Origin of the sequence: Sphingobium sp. PAMC28499 (genome assembly GCF_004795815.1) — a bacterium.
Lineage (GTDB): Bacteria > Pseudomonadota > Alphaproteobacteria > Sphingomonadales > Sphingomonadaceae > Sphingobium > Sphingobium yanoikuyae.
Genome location: NZ_CP039248.1, coordinates 437,013 through 454,533 on the forward strand (window position 1 = coordinate 437,013; position 17,521 = coordinate 454,533).

Sequence of the window (17,521 nt, forward strand, 5' to 3'; positions counted from 1 at the left end):
CCCCATCCTTGGGCCATCAGGCAAGCCGCCAACGATGCGGCACCCTATGGAGAGAGATGAATGGCTAAGGGTCTTTTCGACTGCACGGGCAAGGTCACGCTGGTCACCGGCGGCAATGGCGGCATTGGCCTGGGCTTCGCCATGGGCGTCGCCAAGATGGGCGGCGACATCGCCATCTGGGCCCGCAACGCGGACAAGAACGAAGCGGCCGCTGCCGCCCTGCGCGAAGCCGGCGCCGGCCGGGTCGAAACCTATCGGGTCGATGTCGCGTCGGAAGAGGCGATCGTCGATGGCTATGCCACATTGCTCGCCGATTTCGGCCGCATCGACTGCGTCTTCGCCAATTCGGGCCGCGCCTCGCGCTCGCGATCGGTGCTGACGCTGGATTCGGCGGAATGGCATGATCTGCTGGCGGTCAACCTGCACGGCGCCTTCTTCACCCTGCGCGAAGGGGCCAAGGCGATGGTCGCCCGCGCCGAGGCCGGCGAGCCGGGCGGCAGCCTGGTCTATTGCGGCAGCCTGTCGATGTTCCATGGCATTGCCGGGATCAACAATTATGCCGCGTCCAAGGGCGGCATGGGCGCAGCCGTGCGCGGCATGGCGGCGGAGCTGGGCAAGTACGAGATCCGCGCCAACAGCATTGCGCCCGGCTATATCAAGACCGGCATCGGCGGCGATGGCGAAATGAGCGAGGAGATGAAGGCCCGCATGGCCGCCGTCGACGCCCATTTCTCGGCCAAAACGCCGATCCATCGCCCCGGCGCGATCGAGGATTTCGAGGGCATCGGCGCCTATCTCGCCTCCGACGCGTCGCGCTATCATAGCGGCGACACGATCGTCATCGACGGCGGCAGCCTCGTCTATCCGCCCTACGCCTTCTGAGCCGATCGACGGAGCGCCCCGATGCACCTGCTCAACATCCATGATGTGAACGATGTCCGGCTCGACGCCTATCAGCGGCCCGAGCCGGGTCCGAAGGACGTCGTCGTGAAGATGAAGGCCTGCGGCATTTGCGGCAGCGACCTCAGCTATATCAAGAATGGCGGCATTCCCGGCCCCGGCAAGCTGACCGCGCTCGGCCATGAGGGCGCGGGCGAGATCATGATCGTGGGTGACGAGGTCACGGGCGTCAGCGTCGGCCAGAGCGTCATCATCAACCCGATGATGACCCCCAGCTTCATCGGCAGCGGCGGACCGGAGGGCGCCTTTACCGAGGAATTGCTCGTCCGCGACGCGCGGCTGGGCGACAGCCTGCTGCCGATCCCGGACGGCATATCCTATGATGTCGCCGCCATGTGCGAGCCGCTGTCGGTGGCGATGCACGGCGTCAACCGGGCGCAGGCCAAGGCGGGTGACAAGGTGGTGATCTTCGGCTGCGGCCCGATCGGCCTTGGCATGGTGCTGTGGGCGATCGACCGCGGTTGCCAAGATGTGATCGCGCTCGACCTGGCCGAGGAACGGCTGGAACGCGCCCGCGCGCTCGGCGCCCACACGATCAACCCGGCCAAGGAAGATGTGATCGCCCGGATCAAGGCGATCCACGGCACCACCACCGTGTTCGGCCGCGAAAAGGCGCAGACCGACGCCTATATCGATGCGGCCGGCGCGCCCTCCATCCTGTCCGACGTGATCGCCATGGCCAAGACCCATGCCCGCCATGTCATCACCGCCGCCTATATGAAGCCGATCGAGCTGCCCGCCGGCCCGATGCTGACGACGGAAATGACGATCACCACGGCGGTCGGCTATCCGACCGAAATGCCCGACGTGATCGCCGCCATGCCGCGCCTGAAGGACAAGATCGCGGCGCTGATCAGCCATAAATTGCCGTTCGCGCGGGTGATGGAGGGGCTGGAAATCGCCGCCCGTCCGCAATCCGCCAAGGTCATGATCGAGTTCGAGGGAGCCGACGCATGAGCACGCAAGCCACCGAGAAGCCGCAGACGCCGCTGGGCGCTCTGGTGATGGCCGGACAGGGTCAGGCCGACGCCGAAGCCATTACCGACAGCATCTTCATGGTGAAGGATATTTCCAACGCCTATCTGGTGACGACCGCCGATGGCGACCTGCTGGTCAATACCGGCTTCCTGGGCAATGGCGCGCGCAACAAGGGGCTGTTCGCACCGCACCGCACCGGCGCGCTGAAACGCATCATCGTCACCCAGGCCCATCCCGACCATTATGGCGCCCTGCCCGACCAGCAGGAGCCGGGCACGCAGGTCATCACGGGTGCCAACTTCGTCGACACCGAGGATTATTTCGACCGGCTCGGCCCTTTCCTCGGCATCCGCTCGGGCAAGCTCTGGGCATCGATGACCCGGCGCGACGGTCCGCCGCCCAAGCCGCCGCGCATCATCCCCGACCACATGGTCGAGACCGTCCATGCCTTCGAGCAGGGCGGCCGCAAGTTCGAGGTGGTGAAGACGCCGGGCGGCGAGACGCTCTGCGCGGTGTTCGTCTGGATGCCCGAGGAAAAGATCATCTTCACCGGCAATCTGTTCGGCCCGGTGTGGCGCTCCATGCCCAATCTGGTGACGATGCGCGGCGACCGCCCCCGGCTGGTGCGCGCCTATCTCCAGTCGCTGGAGCATGTCCGCGCGCTGGAGCCCGAACTGGTCATCACCGGCCATGGCGATCCGATCCGCGGCGCGGAAACGATCCGCGCCGATCTCGACCGGATGCATGCCGCCGTCACCTATATCGAGCGCGAAACGATCGCCGGCATGAATGCCGGCCGGCATGTCCAGGATCTGATGCGCGAGATCGTCCTGCCAGAGGATATCCGCATCGGCGAATTCCATGGCAAGACCAGCTGGGTCGTCCGCGCCATCTGGGAGGAAAATGCCGGCTGGTTCCATTATGAGGATGGCACCACCGCCCTCTACGGCGTGCCGCGCCCGACCGTCTATCCCGATCTGGTCGAACTGGCCGGCGGCGCCGGGGCGCTCGCCGCCCGCGCCCATGTCCATGCCGCAGCGGGGCGCCCGCTCGAGGCGCTGCACCTGCTCGACATCGCGCTGGGCGTCGCGCCCGACCATGAGGCAGCGCTGACCGTCAAGAAGGCGGCGCTCGAACAATTGCTCGCCCGCAGCGGCGGCACCAACCTGTCCGAAACCATGTGGCTGAAGGCGGAAATCGCCGATGCCGAAAAGCGGCTTCCAGCCGCCTGACCCCCATTTCAGGAAGCAAGATCATGGCACGCAGTCTTACGCACCTCGAACGCCTTGAGGCGGAGAGCATACATATATTGCGGGAGGTGGTGTCGGAGGCGGAGCGGCCTGTGATGCTGTACTCGGTGGGCAAGGACAGCGCGGTGATGCTGCATCTGGCGAAGAAGGCCTTCTATCCCTCACCGCCGCCCTTCCCGCTGCTCCATGTCGACACCACCTGGAAGTTCCGCGCCATGTACGACCTGCGCGACAAGGCGGCGCGCGACGCGGGGATGGAGCTGCTGGTCCATCATAATCCCGAGGCACAGGCGCGCGGCATCAACCCGTTCGACCATGGCGCCCTCCATACCGACATGTGGAAGACGGAAGGGTTGAAGCAGGCGCTCGACAAGTTCGGCTTCGACGCGGCCTTTGGCGGCGCGCGCCGCGACGAGGAGAAGAGCCGCGCCAAGGAGCGCATCTTCTCCTTCCGCACCGCCTCGCACGGCTGGGATCCCAAGAACCAGCGGCCCGAACTGTGGAACCTCTATAATGCCCGCAAGGCCAAGGGCGAGAGCATCCGCGTCTTCCCGATCAGCAACTGGACCGAGCTCGACATCTGGCAATATATCCAGCTTGAGGGCATCGAGATCGTGCCGCTCTATTTCGCCGCCCCCCGCCCCACCGTCGAGCGCGACGGCATGCTGCTGATGGTCGATGATGACCGCTTCCCGCTTGAACCGGGCGAAGTGCCGGTCGAGCGATCGATCCGCTTCCGCACGCTTGGCTGCTATCCGCTCACCGGCGCGGTCGAGAGCGAGGCCAGCACCCTGTCGGAGGTGATCCAGGAGATGCTGCTCACCACCACATCCGAGCGCCAGGGCCGCGCCATCGACAAGGATGCCGGCGGCGCCGGCATGGAGAAGAAGAAGCAGGAGGGTTACTTCTGATGTCCGACGTGATCACACAGGACCCCGTCTACCAGACCGATGCGCTGATCGCGCAGGATATCGACGCCTATCTCGACGTCCATCAGCACAAGACCATGCTGCGCTTCATCACCTGCGGCAGCGTCGATGACGGCAAGTCCACCCTGATCGGGCGACTGCTCTATGACAGCAAGATGATCTTCGAGGATCAGCTCGAAGCGCTGCAGGCAGACTCCAAGCGCGTCGGCACGCAAGGCGGCGAGATCGACTTCGCCCTGCTGGTCGATGGTCTCGCCGCCGAGCGCGAACAGGGCATCACCATCGACGTCGCCTATCGCTTCTTCGCCACCGAGAAGCGCAAGTTCATCGTCGCCGATACGCCCGGCCATGAACAATATACCCGCAACATGGTCACCGGTGCCTCCACCGCCGACCTCGCCGTCATCCTGATCGACGCGCGCAAGGGCATATTGACCCAGACGCGGCGCCATAGCTACCTCGCCCATCTGATCGGCATCCGCAACATCGTGCTGGCCGTCAACAAGATGGACCTGGTCGGCTATGACCAGGCCGTGTTCGACAAGATCGTGGCGGATTATGCCGCGTTCGCCCAGAGCATCGGCATCAGCGCCTTCACGCCGATCCCCATCTCCGGCTTCAAGGGCGACAATATCACCGCCCGGTCCGACAACACCCCCTGGTATCAGGGGCCGACCCTGATGGCGCATCTCGAAAGCGTCGAGGTCGATGCCACCACCGCGGCGGCCAAGCCCTTCCGCATGCCGGTCCAGTGGGTCAATCGCCCCAATCTCGACTTTCGCGGCTTTGCCGGCCTGATCGCCAGCGGATCGGTCAAGCCGGGTGACGCCGTGCGCGTGCTGCCCTCGGGCAAGACATCGACCATCTCGCGTATCGTGACGCTCGATGGCGACCTCGACGAAGCGATCGCCGGCCAGTCGGTCACGCTCTGCTTTGCCGACGAGATCGACTGTTCGCGCGGCGACGTCATCGCGGTCGCCGACAATCCGCCGGAGGTCTCCAGCCAGTTCGAGGCGACCATCGTGTGGATGGATGACGAGGCGATGCTGCCGGGCCGGCCCTATTGGCTCAAGATTGGCACGCAGAGCGTCTCGGCCACCGTCCAGGCGCCCAAATATGTCGTCAACGTCAACACCATGGAGCATCTGGCCGCCAAGACGCTGGACTTGAATGCCATTGGCGTTGCCGAACTGGCGACCGACAAGCCGATCAGCTTCGAGCCCTATGCCGACAACCGCACGCTCGGCGGCTTCATTCTGATCGACAAGATCACCAACCGCACCGTGGCGGCGGGCATGCTCCACTTCGCGCTGCGCCGCGCCCAGAATGTCCATTGGCAGGCGACCGACATCGGCCGTGACGCCCATGCCAGCCTCAAGAACCAGACGCCGCGCGTGCTGTGGTTCACCGGCCTCTCGGGCTCGGGCAAGTCGACCATCGCCAATGAGGTGGAAAAGCGGCTCGCGCTGATGAACCGCCACACCTTCCTCTTGGACGGCGACAATATCCGCCATGGCCTCAACAAGGATCTGGGCTTTACCGATGCCGACCGGGTGGAGAATATCCGCCGCGTGGGCGAGGTCGCCAAGCTGATGACCGACGCGGGCCTGATCGTGCTGACCGCCTTCATCTCCCCCTTCCGCGCCGAGCGCGAGATGGTGCGCGAGATGCTTGCCGACGGCGAGTTCATCGAGATCTTCGTCGATACCCCGCTCGAGGTCGCCGAGGCGCGCGACGTCAAGGGTCTCTACAAGAAGGCCCGTTCGGGCAGCCTCAAGAACTTCACCGGCATCGACAGCCCCTATGAGGCGCCCACCAGCCCCGAAATCCGGGTCAACACCGTCGAGATGACCCCGGAGGAAGCCGCCGAGCATATCATCCGCAAGATCATGCCGCTCAAATGAGCAATGTCATGACGGACGCGGACCTCGCCGCCCATCTCGCCGACACCGCCGGCCGCCTGCTGCTGGAGGTCCGTGCCTCGGGCCTGTTCAGCGCCAAGGCGCTCGGCAAGGCCGGCGACCAGACCGCCAACCAGTTCCTCGTCCATGCGCTGCGGGAGCAGCGGGCACAGGATGGGTTGCTCTCCGAGGAGATGGCCTGCGATGGAGCCAGACTTACCCACAGCAGGGTGTGGATCGTCGATCCGGTCGACGGCACTCGCGAATATGGCGAGGAACGTGCCGACTGGGCCGTCCATGTCGGCCTCGCCATCGACGGCGTGCCGACCATCGGCGCGGTTGCGCTGCCCGGCCATGAGCAGGGCATCGTCCTGCGCACCGACCAGCCGCGCGCCATCCCGCCCGCGCCCGAGAAGCTCCGCATGGTCGTCTCCCGCACCCGCCCCGCACCCCAGGCGGTCGCGGTCGCAGAGGCGCTGGGCGCAGAGCTCGTCCCCATGGGCAGCGCCGGCGCCAAGGCCATGGCGGTCATCCTGGGCCAGGCCGACATCTATCTCCACGCCGGTGGCCAATATGAATGGGACAGCTGCGCACCCGCCGCCGTCGCACTCGCCCACGGCCTCCACGCCTCCCGCATCGACGGATCGCCGCTCATCTACAACCAGCAAGACACATACATGCCCGACCTCCTCATCTGCCGGCACGAACATGCCGACAGCGTGCTGGGGGCCTTGGCCGAGATCGCGGCGCAGGCCGCCTGAAAAACAGAAGGGAAGAGGATCATGACCACCGACACCATCGGCCTCGACGCCGATGCCCTGGTCGCCGCCGCGCGCGAACAGACCGGCCTTACCGACCTGGGCGATGACGCCATATTGGAAGGCCTCGACGTGCTGGTCGACGCGATCAACCGCGAGGCCAACCTCACCGAAGCCGCGCAAGGCCGCTGGGCGCAGCAGCTGACCGCGACGCTCGCCAACCGGCTGCAGGTCGAGGACTGGCTCGCCCGCCATCCAGACCTGCTCGACGCCCCGATCGAAAAGCCGATGTTCGTCTTCGGCCTGCCGCGCACCGGCACAACCTTGACCATCAACCTGCTGAACGCAGATCCGGCTCGCCGCTCCTTCCTGCGCTGGGAAGCATTCAATTCGGCGCCGCCCGCTGCGGCCGGCACGCTCAGCAGCGACCCGCGCTATTTCGCGGAACAGGCGCGGCTGGACATGTCGCTCAAATATGCGCCGCATATTTCGGCCATCCATCATGAGGATGCCGACAGCCCGACCGAGTGCCAGTTCGCCATGGCGCCGTCCTTCTGCGCCCAATATTATGACTCGGTTCTGCATGTGCCGAGCTATCAGAAATGGCTGTTCGCCACGAGCTACCTGCCCGCCTTCCGCTATCACAAGCGGCTGCTGCAATTGCTGCAGGCGGAAAATGGCGGCCGCTGGACGCTGAAGAACCCCTGGCATCCGCTGTTCCTGGACGACCTCACCAGCGTCTATCCTGACGCCCAGTTGGTGATGACCCATCGCGATCCGGCCGATGTCGTCGGCTCGGCCTGCTCCCTCGTCTATCAGGTGCGCAAGATGTTCAGCGCCGATGTCGATCCGGTCGAGGTCGGCCGGTCGCAGCTGCGCACCTTCGACCTGATGATCGAGCGGATGCTGGCCTATCGCGCAAAGCATGGCCAGGATGCGATCCACGACATCCAATATGACGACCAGCTGCGCGACCCGATCGGCGAGATGCGCAAACTCTATGCTCGCTTCGACGAACCGTTCACGGCGGAAACGGAAGCCGGCATGACCGCGATGCTGGCCGCCAATCCACAGGGCAAACATGGCAAGCACAGCTATGACCTGGCCGATTATGGCCTCGATCGGGCGCAGATCCACGCCCATTTCAAGGCCTATACCGACCGCTTTTCGATTCCCGTGAAGGCCTGATCCGATGACACAGGCCCATCATGACTTGGCCCGCCGCTTCTTCGCCGCCCTGTCGGCGGCGGTACTGCCGGACGAATTGCTGACCGACGACATGACCGCCTGGACGACGACGTCGGGCGTCGAGGCGCCGCGCGCATCCTATCAGCGCGGCGTCGCGATGCTGGGGTCGCTGTTCCAGGGCGGGCTGAGCTTCACCGTCGATTCATTGACGGCGCAAGAGGACCGGGTCGCGGCCGAAGTGCGGTCGGCCGGCACGCTGGTGAATGGCGAGCCCTTCGCCAATCGCTATGTCTTCCTGCTGCGCATCCGCGACGGTCAGATCGCGTCGGTCGCCGAGCATTTCAACCCGGCGCCGGTCGAAGCCCAGATCAAGCCGCTGATCCAGGCGATGATGGCGGCCAAACAGGGCTGAGGGATCAGCCCTGTTTCATGCCCTGGCTGGCCATGGTGAAGCTGTAGCGCAGATGGTCGAGATGGCCGGTCGGCACCGGCGGGAAGAGCAGCGCGTCCTGCGTGTCGCGTATTCCCTCCAGCCGATCGGCAATCTGCTCGATCGTCCAGTCGGGCTGGAACAGGCCGACGGTTTCCATCGTGTAGGCCCGCGCGACGCGCCCGGCCATGGCGATCAGCATCTCGCCGCTGACCGCGCAATTCTGATGCGCCAGATAGCCGACGGCGGGCGCCACCAGTTCCGGGTCCATCGGCGGATAGGCACTGGTGTCCAGCCCCTCCGCCATGCGGGTGACGGCGCCGGGCAGGATGATGTTGCTCTTCACGCCATGGGCCGCCCCCTCGATCGCGGCGACATTGGACAGGCCGATCATCCCCGCCTTGGCGACGCTGTAATTGACCACGCCGGCATTGCCATACAGGCCGTTGATCGATCCGGTGAGGACGATGCGGCCATAGTTCGCCGCGCACATATGCGGGAAGGCGGCGCGCACGACATGGAAGGCACCGCGCAGATGGACGTCGAGCACCGTCTCGAAATCGGCATAGCTTAGCTCCGCCAGACCGCCGCGCCGGACGATGCCGGCATTGTGGATAAGGATGTCGATGCTGCCGAACTGGTCACGGGCGAGGTCGATCATCGCCTGCCCGCCTTCGGGCGTGGCGACGCTGTCGGTCGAGGCGATCGCCTGGCCGCCGGCGGCGCGGATTTCGTCCACCACCGACTGGGCCGGGCCGGCATCGGTCCCCTCGCCCTGCATGCTGACGCCGGGATCATTGACCACCACCTTCGCGCCGCGCGCCGCCAGCAGCAGCGCATAGGCCCGGCCGAGGCCACGCCCGGCGCCGGTGATCAGGGCGACGCGGTCGTCAAATCGCAGCATGATAGTCTCTCTCCCGGATAATGATTGGCCGGGAGCTTAGCGGCGGCGGTGGCGTCGCCCCAAGCGTGGCGCCAAATGATCGCTCAGGCGACGACGCCCGCGCCGCGCAACCGGGCGATGGTCTCCGCATCCATGCCCAGAAGGTCTGCCAACACCATATCGCTATGCTCGCCCAGCACCGGCGGGGCGCTCGGCACTGGCTGCTCCGCGCCAGGGAAGCGGAAGGGACGGTTGACGATCGGGATCGTGCCCAAACTCTTATGCTCGGTCTCCACCACCATGTTGCGGGCCAGCGTCTGCGGCTGGGCCAGCGCCTCGCTGATGGTCAGGATCGGCGCATGGGGCACCTGATGCGCGGCGAACAAATCGGCAAGGTCGGCCACGGTGCGGGTCTGCGTCACCGCCGACAGCAGGGCGTTCACCTCCGCCCGCCGCTCGCGCCTCTTGTCGAGCATGTCATAGCGCGGATCGTCGGCCAGCGCATCCAGCCCCAGCGCGGCGCAGATCTTGCCCCAGAAATGATTGGTGAGACAGGCGATCACGATCGACCCGTCGCTGGCCGGGAAGACGCCATAAGGGACGAGATTGGGATGCTGCGATCCCTGCGGCACCGGATCCTGCCCGGTGAAGAAACTGAGTTGCGCCAGATAGCCGAGCAGGCCGATCATCCCGTCCATCAGGCTGATGTCGATCAGCCGGCCGCGCCCGGTGGCATGGCGTTCGTGCAGGGCGGCGAGGATCGCGATCGGCCCGTTGATGCCACCGACCAGATCGCCCAGCGGAATGCCGAGCTTGGTCGGCAACCCGCCCGGCTCGCCATTGACGCTGAGCGCGCCCGACATGGCCTGCAAGACGATGTCGAAGGACGGCCGGTCCTTGAGTGGCCCGGTCATGCCGAAGCCGGAAATGGCGCAATAGATGAGGCCGGGGTTGATCGCCGACAGCGCCTCATAGCCAAGGCCCAGCCGGTCCATCACGCCGGGCCGGTAATTTTCGATGACGATGTCCGACTTGGCCGCCAGATCGCGGGCGATCGCCAGCCCCTCGGGGGCTTTCAAGTCGAGCACGATGCTCTTCTTGCCGCGATTGACGCTGAGGAAATAATGGCTCTCGCCTTCGCGCAGCGGCGGGAAGCTGCGGGTGTCATCGCCGCTGCCCGGCGGCTCCACCTTGATGACTTCCGCGCCCAGATCGGCGAGCGCGAGCGCGGCCGAGGGACCAGCCAGGACGCGGGTGAAATCCAGCACCCGCACCCCGGCCAGCGGCCCTGCCCATTCACTCTTGTCGTGGCTGTCCATCATGCCTCTTTCGGTGGGCCGTTCCGTCCCAAATCCTCCCCAGGGGGAAGGAACGGCCCACCGCGCCCGGATCAGGCCGGGCGGCTGGGCAGTTCGGCAATCGAGGTGCCGAAGGCCGAGACTTCGCCGCGATGGGTTTCCGCGCGCTGCTGGATCTCGACATATTTCTTGCCGTTCTCCTCGAACTTGCGGATCACGCTGCCGTCGATGAAGATCACGTCGCCATCGGGATTATGGCGGCGGATCTGGCACTTGCTCTTGTGCAGGAAGCCGTCGTCGCCGATCCAGTTGGTGACCTGATGGGTCAGCCAGCTGCAGCGTTCCGGACCATAGTCATAGGCGCCCGGCGCGCCGACTTCGAGCGCGAACGCCTCGTCCCAATGGACGCGTTCCGGGCAGTCGGGCACGTTGAAGCGGTTCTTGATGCCGGTGCCGGGATGCTTCTGCTGCATCTTCCACGCCAGCTTGTTGGCGCGGATATAGAGGCCGCCCCAGCCCTGCGCGTAGCAGATGAAGCCGGTGACGGTCATCGGCCCCTTCATCATGCGCGGCAGTTCATCGCCGACCTGCACATCTTCCCAGTAACGGGGCGTGGCGCCGCGAATTTCTTCCTTCTCGTACAGCTTGTACATCTCGGCCAGCTGTTCGTCGGTGAAGGGCTCCACCCGGCCACGGGCTTCGGTGTACTTCGTCCCGCGCTCACGCGCTTCGTCGCGGTCGGTGCGGAACACCCAGCTGTCGCCTTCGGCGACCTTGTCGCCATGCTGGTTGAAGAAATCGACATGATAGATCTGCTGGAAGCTGCGGCCGGCGAACTTGGTCTGATGTTCGATCAGATCCTTCAAATAGGCCTCGGTGCGGATCGTGTCGTTGCGCAGCACCGGCTTGTGCCAGGTCCAGTCGGCACCCGCCCACATCGCATGGACGCCCGACAGGCCACCACAATAGCCCGAGATGATGCGGCTGGTGGTGAACAGGAAGCTCGGCAGCGCGACCAGCGAACCATGCTTGGTCTTTTCGGCATAGGCCGGATCGCACCACAGCGGATTATCGTCACCGATACCGTGCGCATAGTGGCGGATCGCGTCGCGCGTGGCTTCGTAGTTCCACGGCTCGACGGTATTCTCGATCTTGACGCCGATGCGCTTGCGCAGGTCGTCCAGCCCCTCCTCGGTGATCTTGGGGAATTTGTTCACGGGCGCTTCGGCCAATGTTGCCATCTCTCTTCTCCTGACTTCAGTTGGCGAGTTCGACCGCCTTGGCGGCCTCACGATCTCTCAAAATCTTGCGGTGAACCTTGCCGGCCGGCGTCTTGGGCAGGTCGGTCACGAATTCCACGATGCGGGGAAATTCGTGCTGGGCGAGCTTCTCGCGGGTGAAGTCCTGCAATTCGCGGACCAGCGCGTCGCTGCCGTCGCGATTGAGGATGATGAAGGCCTTCACCACCTGGCCGCGCTTGTCATCGGGCACGCCGATCACCGCGCATTCCAGCACCGCCTCATGCTTGAGCAGCGTATTCTCGATCTCGACCGCGCTCATCGTCCAGCCGGCCGAGATGATGACGTCGTCGGCGCGGCCGCAATGGTAGAAATAGCCGTCAGCGTCGATCTTCGCCCGGTCCTTGGTGGTTTCCCACCGGTCGCGGCGCCACAGCATCAGCTCGCCAATCTCGCCGGGATCGCAGGCGCTGCCATCGGGGCGCTGCACTTCCAGCCTCTGGCCCGGCACCGCCTTGCCCAGCGAACCCGGCTTCACCATGAAATCCTGCGCGCCGGGATAGTTGACCAGCACCACGCCAATCTCGGTCGTGCCGTACATGGAACAGGCCGGCACCTTGAAATGGGCGTCGATAAACTCCAGCGTCGCCGGGTCGATCGGCTCGCCGGTGTAGGACAGCTTGTCGAAATGGAAGGCGAAATCGGCGGCCCGGCCGCTATTCTTCATCATGCGATAATGGGTCGCGGCGGCCGACATGTTGGTGATGCCATAGGCATCCAGCGCCTGCATCAGCCGCACCGGATCGAAGCGGCCGGCAAAGGTGCCGGTGGTCACGCCCAGCCCCAGCGGCGCCAGCGTGCCATGCCACAGGCCATGACCCCAGGCCGGCGAGGAGGGGCAGAAAAATTCGTCGCCCGGCCGGATGCCGGTGCCGTAGAGGGCGGCGAACATCAACGTCACCAGCGCGCGATGGCTGTGCTTCACCGCCTCGGGCAGTTCGCGCGTGGTGCCCGACGTATATTGGAAGACGGCCAGGTCATTGGCCTTGGTCTTCGGGCTGTAGCTCGCCGGGAAGCGGGCGAGATCGGCCAGCAATGCGTCGTCGGCGACGATCACGCGCGGGCCATCCATACTGCGCGCCAGCTCCGCCTTTTCCGCGTTGGTGATGAGGATGGTCGGCTTGCAGTCGTCGACCCGCAGCCGCAGCGCATCCGGGCCGAACAGGGTGAAGAGCGGCACCGAGATCGCGCCGGTCTGCATCGCCCCGAACAGGCAGACATAGAAGGGCAGCGAAGGTTCCAGCATGAAGGCGATGCGTTCGCCCGGCCGAATACCCTCGGCATCGAGCCAATGGGCAAAGCGCGCGGCGCCCGCCGCGATCGCGTCGAAGCTCAATATCTCGTCCCGGCCGCCATCATCACCATTGGCGGCATGGGCGATGCGCACGGCGGCGCGGCCCGATCCATCGGCATGGCGGGTGATGCATTCATGGGCGATGTTGAGGTCTTCGCGGTCGCCGTCGAACAAATCCCACAGCGCCGCTGAGGTCGCATGCGCCTGTGCATCGGCATAGCTGCGATAGTCGGTTAGCTTCGCCATCATCCCATCCCATCGGTCCGGCATTCAACCGGGCGAACGGGTCGAAATCCCGTCGCTGCTTGCAACAAGCGATGTCACAGCGACTCATTTGTTGTAAATGGTGAATGATGTTCTATATTTCGAATGACAGCCCATCGGCGTCGCGATAGGATGACGCCATGACCGACAGCCGCACCACGCCCCGCCCGCCCTCCACCGTCCGCAAGGTCGCCAAGGCCGTGCAGGAGAGCAAGGCGCCCGCCATCGCCCGTGCCGCCGCGATCCTGCGCCTGCTGGGCAAGAGCGACCGGCCGCTCGGCGTACAGGCGATCGCCAAGGAACTGGGGCTGGTGCCCAGCACCTGCCTCTATGTGCTGCGCGCGCTGGTGGAGGAGGAACTGGTCGCCTTCGATCCCGATACCAAACGCTATGCGCTGCAGGCCGGCGTGCTGACGCTGGCGCGCAACTGGCTGCGCCGCGACGCCTTCAACGACCTTGCCCAGCCGGTGCTCGACCGGCTGGCGCAGCGCTTCGGCCTCACCATGCTGGGGGTGCAGGCGGTGGGCCTCGATCATATGATCGTCGTCGCCATGGCGCAGTCGGGCAGCGGCTTCCAACTGAGCGCCCAGGTCGGCAGCCGTTTCCCGGCGCTGATCAGCGCCACCGGCCGCTGCATCGCCGCCTTTGGCGATTATGGCGAGAAGGAACTGAAGGCGCGGTTCGACACGCTGCGCTGGGACGATCCGCCGCCCTTCGCCGACTGGATGGAGCAATTGCGCCAGACCCGCGCGCAGGGCTTCGCGGTGGACGAGGGCCAATATATTGCCGGCGTCACCGTCGTCTCCGCGCCCGTATGGAAAGGCGCGGGCCGCCCGGTCCATGCGCTGGTGGCGATCGGCATCGGCGCCGCGCTGCAGCGCGAGGGGCTGGGCGCATTGCAACAGGCGCTGGTCGAGGCGGCGGACGCGCTCAGCGAGCAGCTCAGCGGCGACCGTCCCCTACCGGCGGCGTAGCGCCAGCACGCTGCCTTCAGCGTCGCCCGACACATAGAGCGTGCCATCCGATCCCGCCGTCACATCGGCGAAATTGATCATCGGCCCGGCCATGTCGCCGATCGGGCCCAGGAATTTGGGCGTGACGCCGGCGGGCGCGCCGACTGGCAAGGCGCTGGCGATCGTCTCACGCGCGCCGCCCGACAGGTCGGTGGCGACCAGTGTCTTGGCCCGCGTATCGACGACGAACAGCTTCCCATCATGGATCGCCAGCCCTTCCGGTCGGCCGAGACCATCGATGATCGTCTCGCTGCGGCCGCCCGCGATGCGCAGCACGCGCCCTGCCCCGGCCTCGGCGACATAGGTTGTCCCGTCCGGCGCCAGCGCCACGCCCATCGGCTTGTCGAGTCCGGTCGCGAGTTCGCTGACCGCGCCATTCTCGATCGAGAGCAGCCGGCCGGTGCCATATTCGGCAACCACCACCGCGCCGCCCGGCGCGACCGCCACCCCCATCAACTGGTCGAGGCCGGTGACGAGGAAATCGCTTTCCCCCTGCCCCGGCCGATAGCGCGCCACCACGCCAAGACCGGTGCTGATGATCCATTCGCCCGCCTGCACGCCGGCGGCAACGCCGCGCATATAGCCGGGACAGCCGGGGTAGAAGATCATGCCGGCCAGGGTCAGTGCCTCGCCGGCTCGCAGCGTATATCCGAAAGTGCCATCGGCAACGAACAACGCGCCGTCCGCGCCCATGGCGAGACCCAGCGGCCATTGCAGTGCGCGGGGCACGACGGAGCGGACCTTGCCGTCGCCCAGCAATTCGGTGATCTCGCCCGGAATGCTCGACACGAAGATGCGGTCGCCGATGAAGCTGACATTGTCGAGACCGGGGCCAAGATCGGCCAGCACTTCGCGCGTGCCACTCACCAGGTCGAGCCGCAGCACCTGGCCGCTGGCCACCTGGGTCGTGACGATCCGCCCCTTGCTGTCGAACTTCACCGAATCCGGTACGCCCAGATCGCCGGCCACCACCTCGGGCGCACCACCATTCAGGTCCACCCGCCAAATCTCGTTGGCGCCCATCACCGGGAAATAGAGCTTGCCGTCCGGGCCGACCTGAAAGGCGTTGGCCATCGGTATATTGTCGAGGATGATGCGCGGTTCGCCGCCATCCAGGTCCAGCTCCATGATCCGCGCGCCGATCCGGCATTCGCCCGCGATCAGCCGGCCCTGATGCCAGGTGATCGGGTTGGCGACCGGAATGTCGCCGCGCACCACCCGCACGTCGCCCGATGGCGTGCGCATCGCGACCCGGCCCTCGGTAATCTCGGTCAGATACAGGTTGCCGGCATCGTCGAACACCAGATCGTCGGGCGCGACGATGGCGCCGCCCATCGCGCTGATCGTCTCGATCGCGCCACTGTCGACATCGATCGCGCTGACCTGGCTACCACCGACCTGCGCGACATAGAGGCGCCCGTCCGGTCCGGTGGCCAGGCCATTGGCGCCGTGCAGGCGGCTGGGCGGGGTCAGACGCGCGAGGGACCAGCCCTCGGCAGCGATAGCAGCACTGGCGGCGCCATAGCGCCCGGACTGGACCGCCATCTCAGGCGTAGCCCAGCAGCGACTTCACTTCGAGATATTCGAGGAAGCCATGCTCGCCCCATTCGCGGCCATTGCCGCTGCGCTTGTAGCCGCCAAAGGGGGCGTGGAAATCGAAGCCGCCATTGATGCTGATCCAGCCGGTGCGCATGCGCCGGGCGACGGCACGGCACTGGTCAATATCAGTGCCGCTGACATAGCCGGCAAGGCCGAAATTGCTGTCATTGGCGATGTCGACTGCGTGGTCGATATCGTCATAGCCGATGATCACCAGCACCGGGCCAAAGATTTCCTCGCGCGCGATCACCATGTCGTTGGTGCCGACGAACACCGTCGGCTTCACGAACCAGCCCTTGTCGATCCCGTCCGGGCGACCGGCGCCGCCAGCGATCAGGGTCGCGCCCTCGTCCAGGCCCTTGCGGATATAGTCCTGGATGATGTTGTACTGGCTCTTCGACACCACCGGCCCCATGGCGACATTGCCGGTCGGATCGCCGACCGTCACCGCGTCCGCCGCCGCCCTGGCTGCGGCCACCACTTCATCCATGCGTGCGGCCGGCACCAGCAGGCGCGATCCCGCGCTGCAGGTCTGGCCCGAATTGCCCATCATGCCGCCGGTCGCGCCCGCGACATTGGCGGCCAGCGCATCATCGTCCAGCACGATGAAAGCGCTCTTGCCGCCCAGTTCCAGCCCGACCCGCTTGATCGTGGTCGCCGCATCCTTTTGAATCTGCACGCCAACCGGCTCCGACCCGGTGAAGGACACCATGTCGACATCCTCATGGGTGGAAAGCGCGGTGCCGATCACGCTGCCACTGCCCTGCACCATGTTGAACACGCCCGCCGGCACGCCCGCCGTATCGAGGATTTCAGCCAGGATCTGGGCCGAGAAGGGCGCGAGTTGTGGCGGCTTCAGGATCATGGTGCAGCCAGTGGCCAGCGCCGGGAAAATCTTCACGCAGGTCTGGTTCATTGGCCAGTTCCACGGCGTGATGAGGGCGCAGACGCCGATCGGCTCGCGCGCGATCATCGTCGCGCCATGCGGCTCGTCGAACTTGAACTCGCGCAGCACCTCGATCGCGGTCTGCAAATGCCCCGCCCCCAGGCCGACATGGAAGCCATGGGCCAGCGAGGACGGCGCGCCCATTTCCTCGATGATCGCGTCGCCCAGCTCGGCCTGACGCCGCGCATATTCCGCCTGAATGGCGAGCAGCAGGTCGAGCCGCTGTTCGCGCGTGGTCTGCGACCAGCTGGCAAAGGCCTTGCGCGCAGCGGCGACCGCCTTGTTCACGTCGGCAACGCCGCCGAGCGAGATCGTGCCGGCCACCGCCTCGGTCGCGGGATTGATGACATCCGCGGTCTTCGGTTCGACCGGGGCGACCCATTGGCCGTCGATATAGAAGTTCCGATAGTCGCGCATGTCGATGTCCCATCCTCTCCAAAATCCTCCCCCTGAAGGGGAGGTGGCTGGCCAAAGGCCAGACGGAAGGGTGTGTCCGCCGGGATGACACCCCTCCACCGCCCGCGGCGGTCCC

15 protein-coding genes are annotated in these 17,521 nt (G+C 65.8%); 9 read left to right on the forward strand and 6 right to left on the reverse strand.

What is annotated here, in order from left to right:
• Nucleotides 1-60 precede the first annotated feature (60 nt).
• Genes E5554_RS02155 through E5554_RS02190 form a run of 8 tightly spaced genes read left to right on the forward strand, consistent with a single transcriptional unit; the run spans nt 61 to nt 8,376 of the window.
• Nucleotides 61-882: an SDR family oxidoreductase gene (locus E5554_RS02155; protein ID WP_136185843.1), complete on the forward strand. Its 822-nt coding sequence runs from the start codon at nt 61-63 to the stop codon at nt 880-882.
• Between the two features lie 21 nt (nt 883-903).
• Nucleotides 904-1,917, forward strand: a complete 1,014-nt coding sequence (locus E5554_RS02160) for a zinc-binding dehydrogenase (RefSeq protein ID WP_136185844.1) — start codon at nt 904-906, stop codon at nt 1,915-1,917.
• Entirely contained in the window at nt 1,914-3,170 is a 1,257-nt protein-coding gene (locus E5554_RS02165; protein WP_136185845.1) for an alkyl sulfatase dimerization domain-containing protein, read from the forward strand. Before E5554_RS02160 ends, E5554_RS02165 begins: the two co-directional genes overlap by 4 nt.
• Nucleotides 3,171-3,193: 23 nt before the next feature.
• Nucleotides 3,194-4,099 carry a sulfate adenylyltransferase subunit CysD gene (gene cysD / locus E5554_RS02170; protein ID WP_125989614.1) on the forward strand — a complete coding sequence of 302 codons (906 nt, stop codon included), beginning with the start codon at nt 3,194-3,196 and terminating at the stop codon, nt 4,097-4,099.
• Complete coding sequence (cysN, locus tag E5554_RS02175; protein WP_136185817.1) at nt 4,099-6,021, forward strand: sulfate adenylyltransferase subunit CysN; 1,923 nt, start codon at nt 4,099-4,101, stop codon at nt 6,019-6,021. Before cysD ends, cysN begins: the two co-directional genes overlap by 1 nt.
• Before the next feature lie 8 nt (nt 6,022-6,029).
• Nucleotides 6,030-6,779, forward strand: coding sequence for a 3'(2'),5'-bisphosphate nucleotidase CysQ (locus tag E5554_RS02180; RefSeq protein ID WP_281729016.1), 750 nt, complete (start codon nt 6,030-6,032; stop codon nt 6,777-6,779).
• 21 nt (nt 6,780-6,800) lie between these two features.
• Nucleotides 6,801-7,964 (forward strand): sulfotransferase, encoded by a 1,164-nt coding sequence (locus E5554_RS02185; protein WP_136185847.1) that lies wholly within the window; start codon nt 6,801-6,803, stop codon nt 7,962-7,964.
• A gap of 4 nt (nt 7,965-7,968) precedes the next feature.
• Nucleotides 7,969-8,376 carry a nuclear transport factor 2 family protein gene (locus tag E5554_RS02190; protein WP_136185848.1) on the forward strand — a complete coding sequence of 136 codons (408 nt, stop codon included), beginning with the start codon at nt 7,969-7,971 and terminating at the stop codon, nt 8,374-8,376.
• A 4-nt stretch (nt 8,377-8,380) separates the two neighbouring features.
• Here the strand turns inward: E5554_RS02190 and E5554_RS02195 are convergent, their stop codons facing one another.
• The 4 genes from E5554_RS02195 to E5554_RS02210 all read right to left on the reverse strand — a co-directional run bounded on the left by E5554_RS02195 (nt 8,381) and on the right by E5554_RS02210 (nt 13,413).
• Entirely contained in the window at nt 8,381-9,298 is a 918-nt protein-coding gene (locus E5554_RS02195; protein ID WP_136185849.1) for an SDR family NAD(P)-dependent oxidoreductase, read from the reverse strand.
• 83 nt (nt 9,299-9,381) lie between these two features.
• The gene (locus E5554_RS02200; RefSeq protein ID WP_136185850.1) at nt 9,382-10,599 is read right to left on the reverse strand and encodes a CoA transferase; all 1,218 of its coding nucleotides are present in this window, start codon (nt 10,597-10,599) and stop codon (nt 9,382-9,384) included.
• Between the two features lie 68 nt (nt 10,600-10,667).
• Nucleotides 10,668-11,816, reverse strand: a complete 1,149-nt coding sequence (locus tag E5554_RS02205) for a MaoC family dehydratase N-terminal domain-containing protein (RefSeq protein ID WP_136185851.1) — start codon at nt 11,814-11,816, stop codon at nt 10,668-10,670.
• A 16-nt stretch (nt 11,817-11,832) separates the two neighbouring features.
• Complete coding sequence (locus E5554_RS02210) at nt 11,833-13,413, reverse strand: AMP-binding protein (RefSeq protein WP_136188225.1); 1,581 nt, start codon at nt 13,411-13,413, stop codon at nt 11,833-11,835.
• Between the two features lie 158 nt (nt 13,414-13,571).
• Here E5554_RS02210 and E5554_RS02215 point away from each other — a divergent pair, with 158 nt between their 5' ends.
• A complete protein-coding gene (locus E5554_RS02215; protein WP_037521968.1) occupies nt 13,572-14,405 on the forward strand; it encodes an IclR family transcriptional regulator in 834 nt (277 codons plus the stop codon).
• Here E5554_RS02215 and E5554_RS02220 read toward each other — a convergent pair.
• The gene (locus E5554_RS02220) at nt 14,391-15,989 is read right to left on the reverse strand and encodes an SMP-30/gluconolactonase/LRE family protein (protein WP_136185852.1); all 1,599 of its coding nucleotides are present in this window, start codon (nt 15,987-15,989) and stop codon (nt 14,391-14,393) included. The genes E5554_RS02215 and E5554_RS02220 overlap by 15 nt on opposite strands.
• A 1-nt stretch (nt 15,990) precedes the next feature.
• The gene (locus E5554_RS02225; RefSeq protein WP_136185853.1) at nt 15,991-17,406 is read right to left on the reverse strand and encodes an aldehyde dehydrogenase family protein; all 1,416 of its coding nucleotides are present in this window, start codon (nt 17,404-17,406) and stop codon (nt 15,991-15,993) included.
• Between the last annotated feature and the right edge of the window lie 115 nt (nt 17,407-17,521).

Coding starts and splice junctions, on each gene's coding strand:
- E5554_RS02155 (WP_136185843.1), top strand. CDS start 61: ATGGCTAAGGGTCTTTTCGACTGCACGGGCAAGGTCACGCTGGTCACC.
- E5554_RS02160 (WP_136185844.1), top strand. CDS start 904: ATGCACCTGCTCAACATCCATGATGTGAACGATGTCCGGCTCGACGCC.
- E5554_RS02165 (WP_136185845.1), top strand. CDS start 1,914: ATGAGCACGCAAGCCACCGAGAAGCCGCAGACGCCGCTGGGCGCTCTG.
- cysD (WP_125989614.1), top strand. CDS start 3,194: ATGGCACGCAGTCTTACGCACCTCGAACGCCTTGAGGCGGAGAGCATA.
- cysN (WP_136185817.1), top strand. CDS start 4,099: ATGTCCGACGTGATCACACAGGACCCCGTCTACCAGACCGATGCGCTG.
- E5554_RS02180 (WP_281729016.1), top strand. CDS start 6,030: ATGACGGACGCGGACCTCGCCGCCCATCTCGCCGACACCGCCGGCCGC.
- E5554_RS02185 (WP_136185847.1), top strand. CDS start 6,801: ATGACCACCGACACCATCGGCCTCGACGCCGATGCCCTGGTCGCCGCC.
- E5554_RS02190 (WP_136185848.1), top strand. CDS start 7,969: ATGACACAGGCCCATCATGACTTGGCCCGCCGCTTCTTCGCCGCCCTG.
- E5554_RS02195 (WP_136185849.1), bottom strand. CDS start 9,298: ATGCTGCGATTTGACGACCGCGTCGCCCTGATCACCGGCGCCGGGCGT.
- E5554_RS02200 (WP_136185850.1), bottom strand. CDS start 10,599: ATGATGGACAGCCACGACAAGAGTGAATGGGCAGGGCCGCTGGCCGGG.
- E5554_RS02205 (WP_136185851.1), bottom strand. CDS start 11,816: ATGGCAACATTGGCCGAAGCGCCCGTGAACAAATTCCCCAAGATCACC.
- E5554_RS02210 (WP_136188225.1), bottom strand. CDS start 13,413: ATGGCGAAGCTAACCGACTATCGCAGCTATGCCGATGCACAGGCGCAT.
- E5554_RS02215 (WP_037521968.1), top strand. CDS start 13,572: ATGACCGACAGCCGCACCACGCCCCGCCCGCCCTCCACCGTCCGCAAG.
- E5554_RS02220 (WP_136185852.1), bottom strand. CDS start 15,989: ATGGCGGTCCAGTCCGGGCGCTATGGCGCCGCCAGTGCTGCTATCGCT.
- E5554_RS02225 (WP_136185853.1), bottom strand. CDS start 17,406: ATGCGCGACTATCGGAACTTCTATATCGACGGCCAATGGGTCGCCCCG.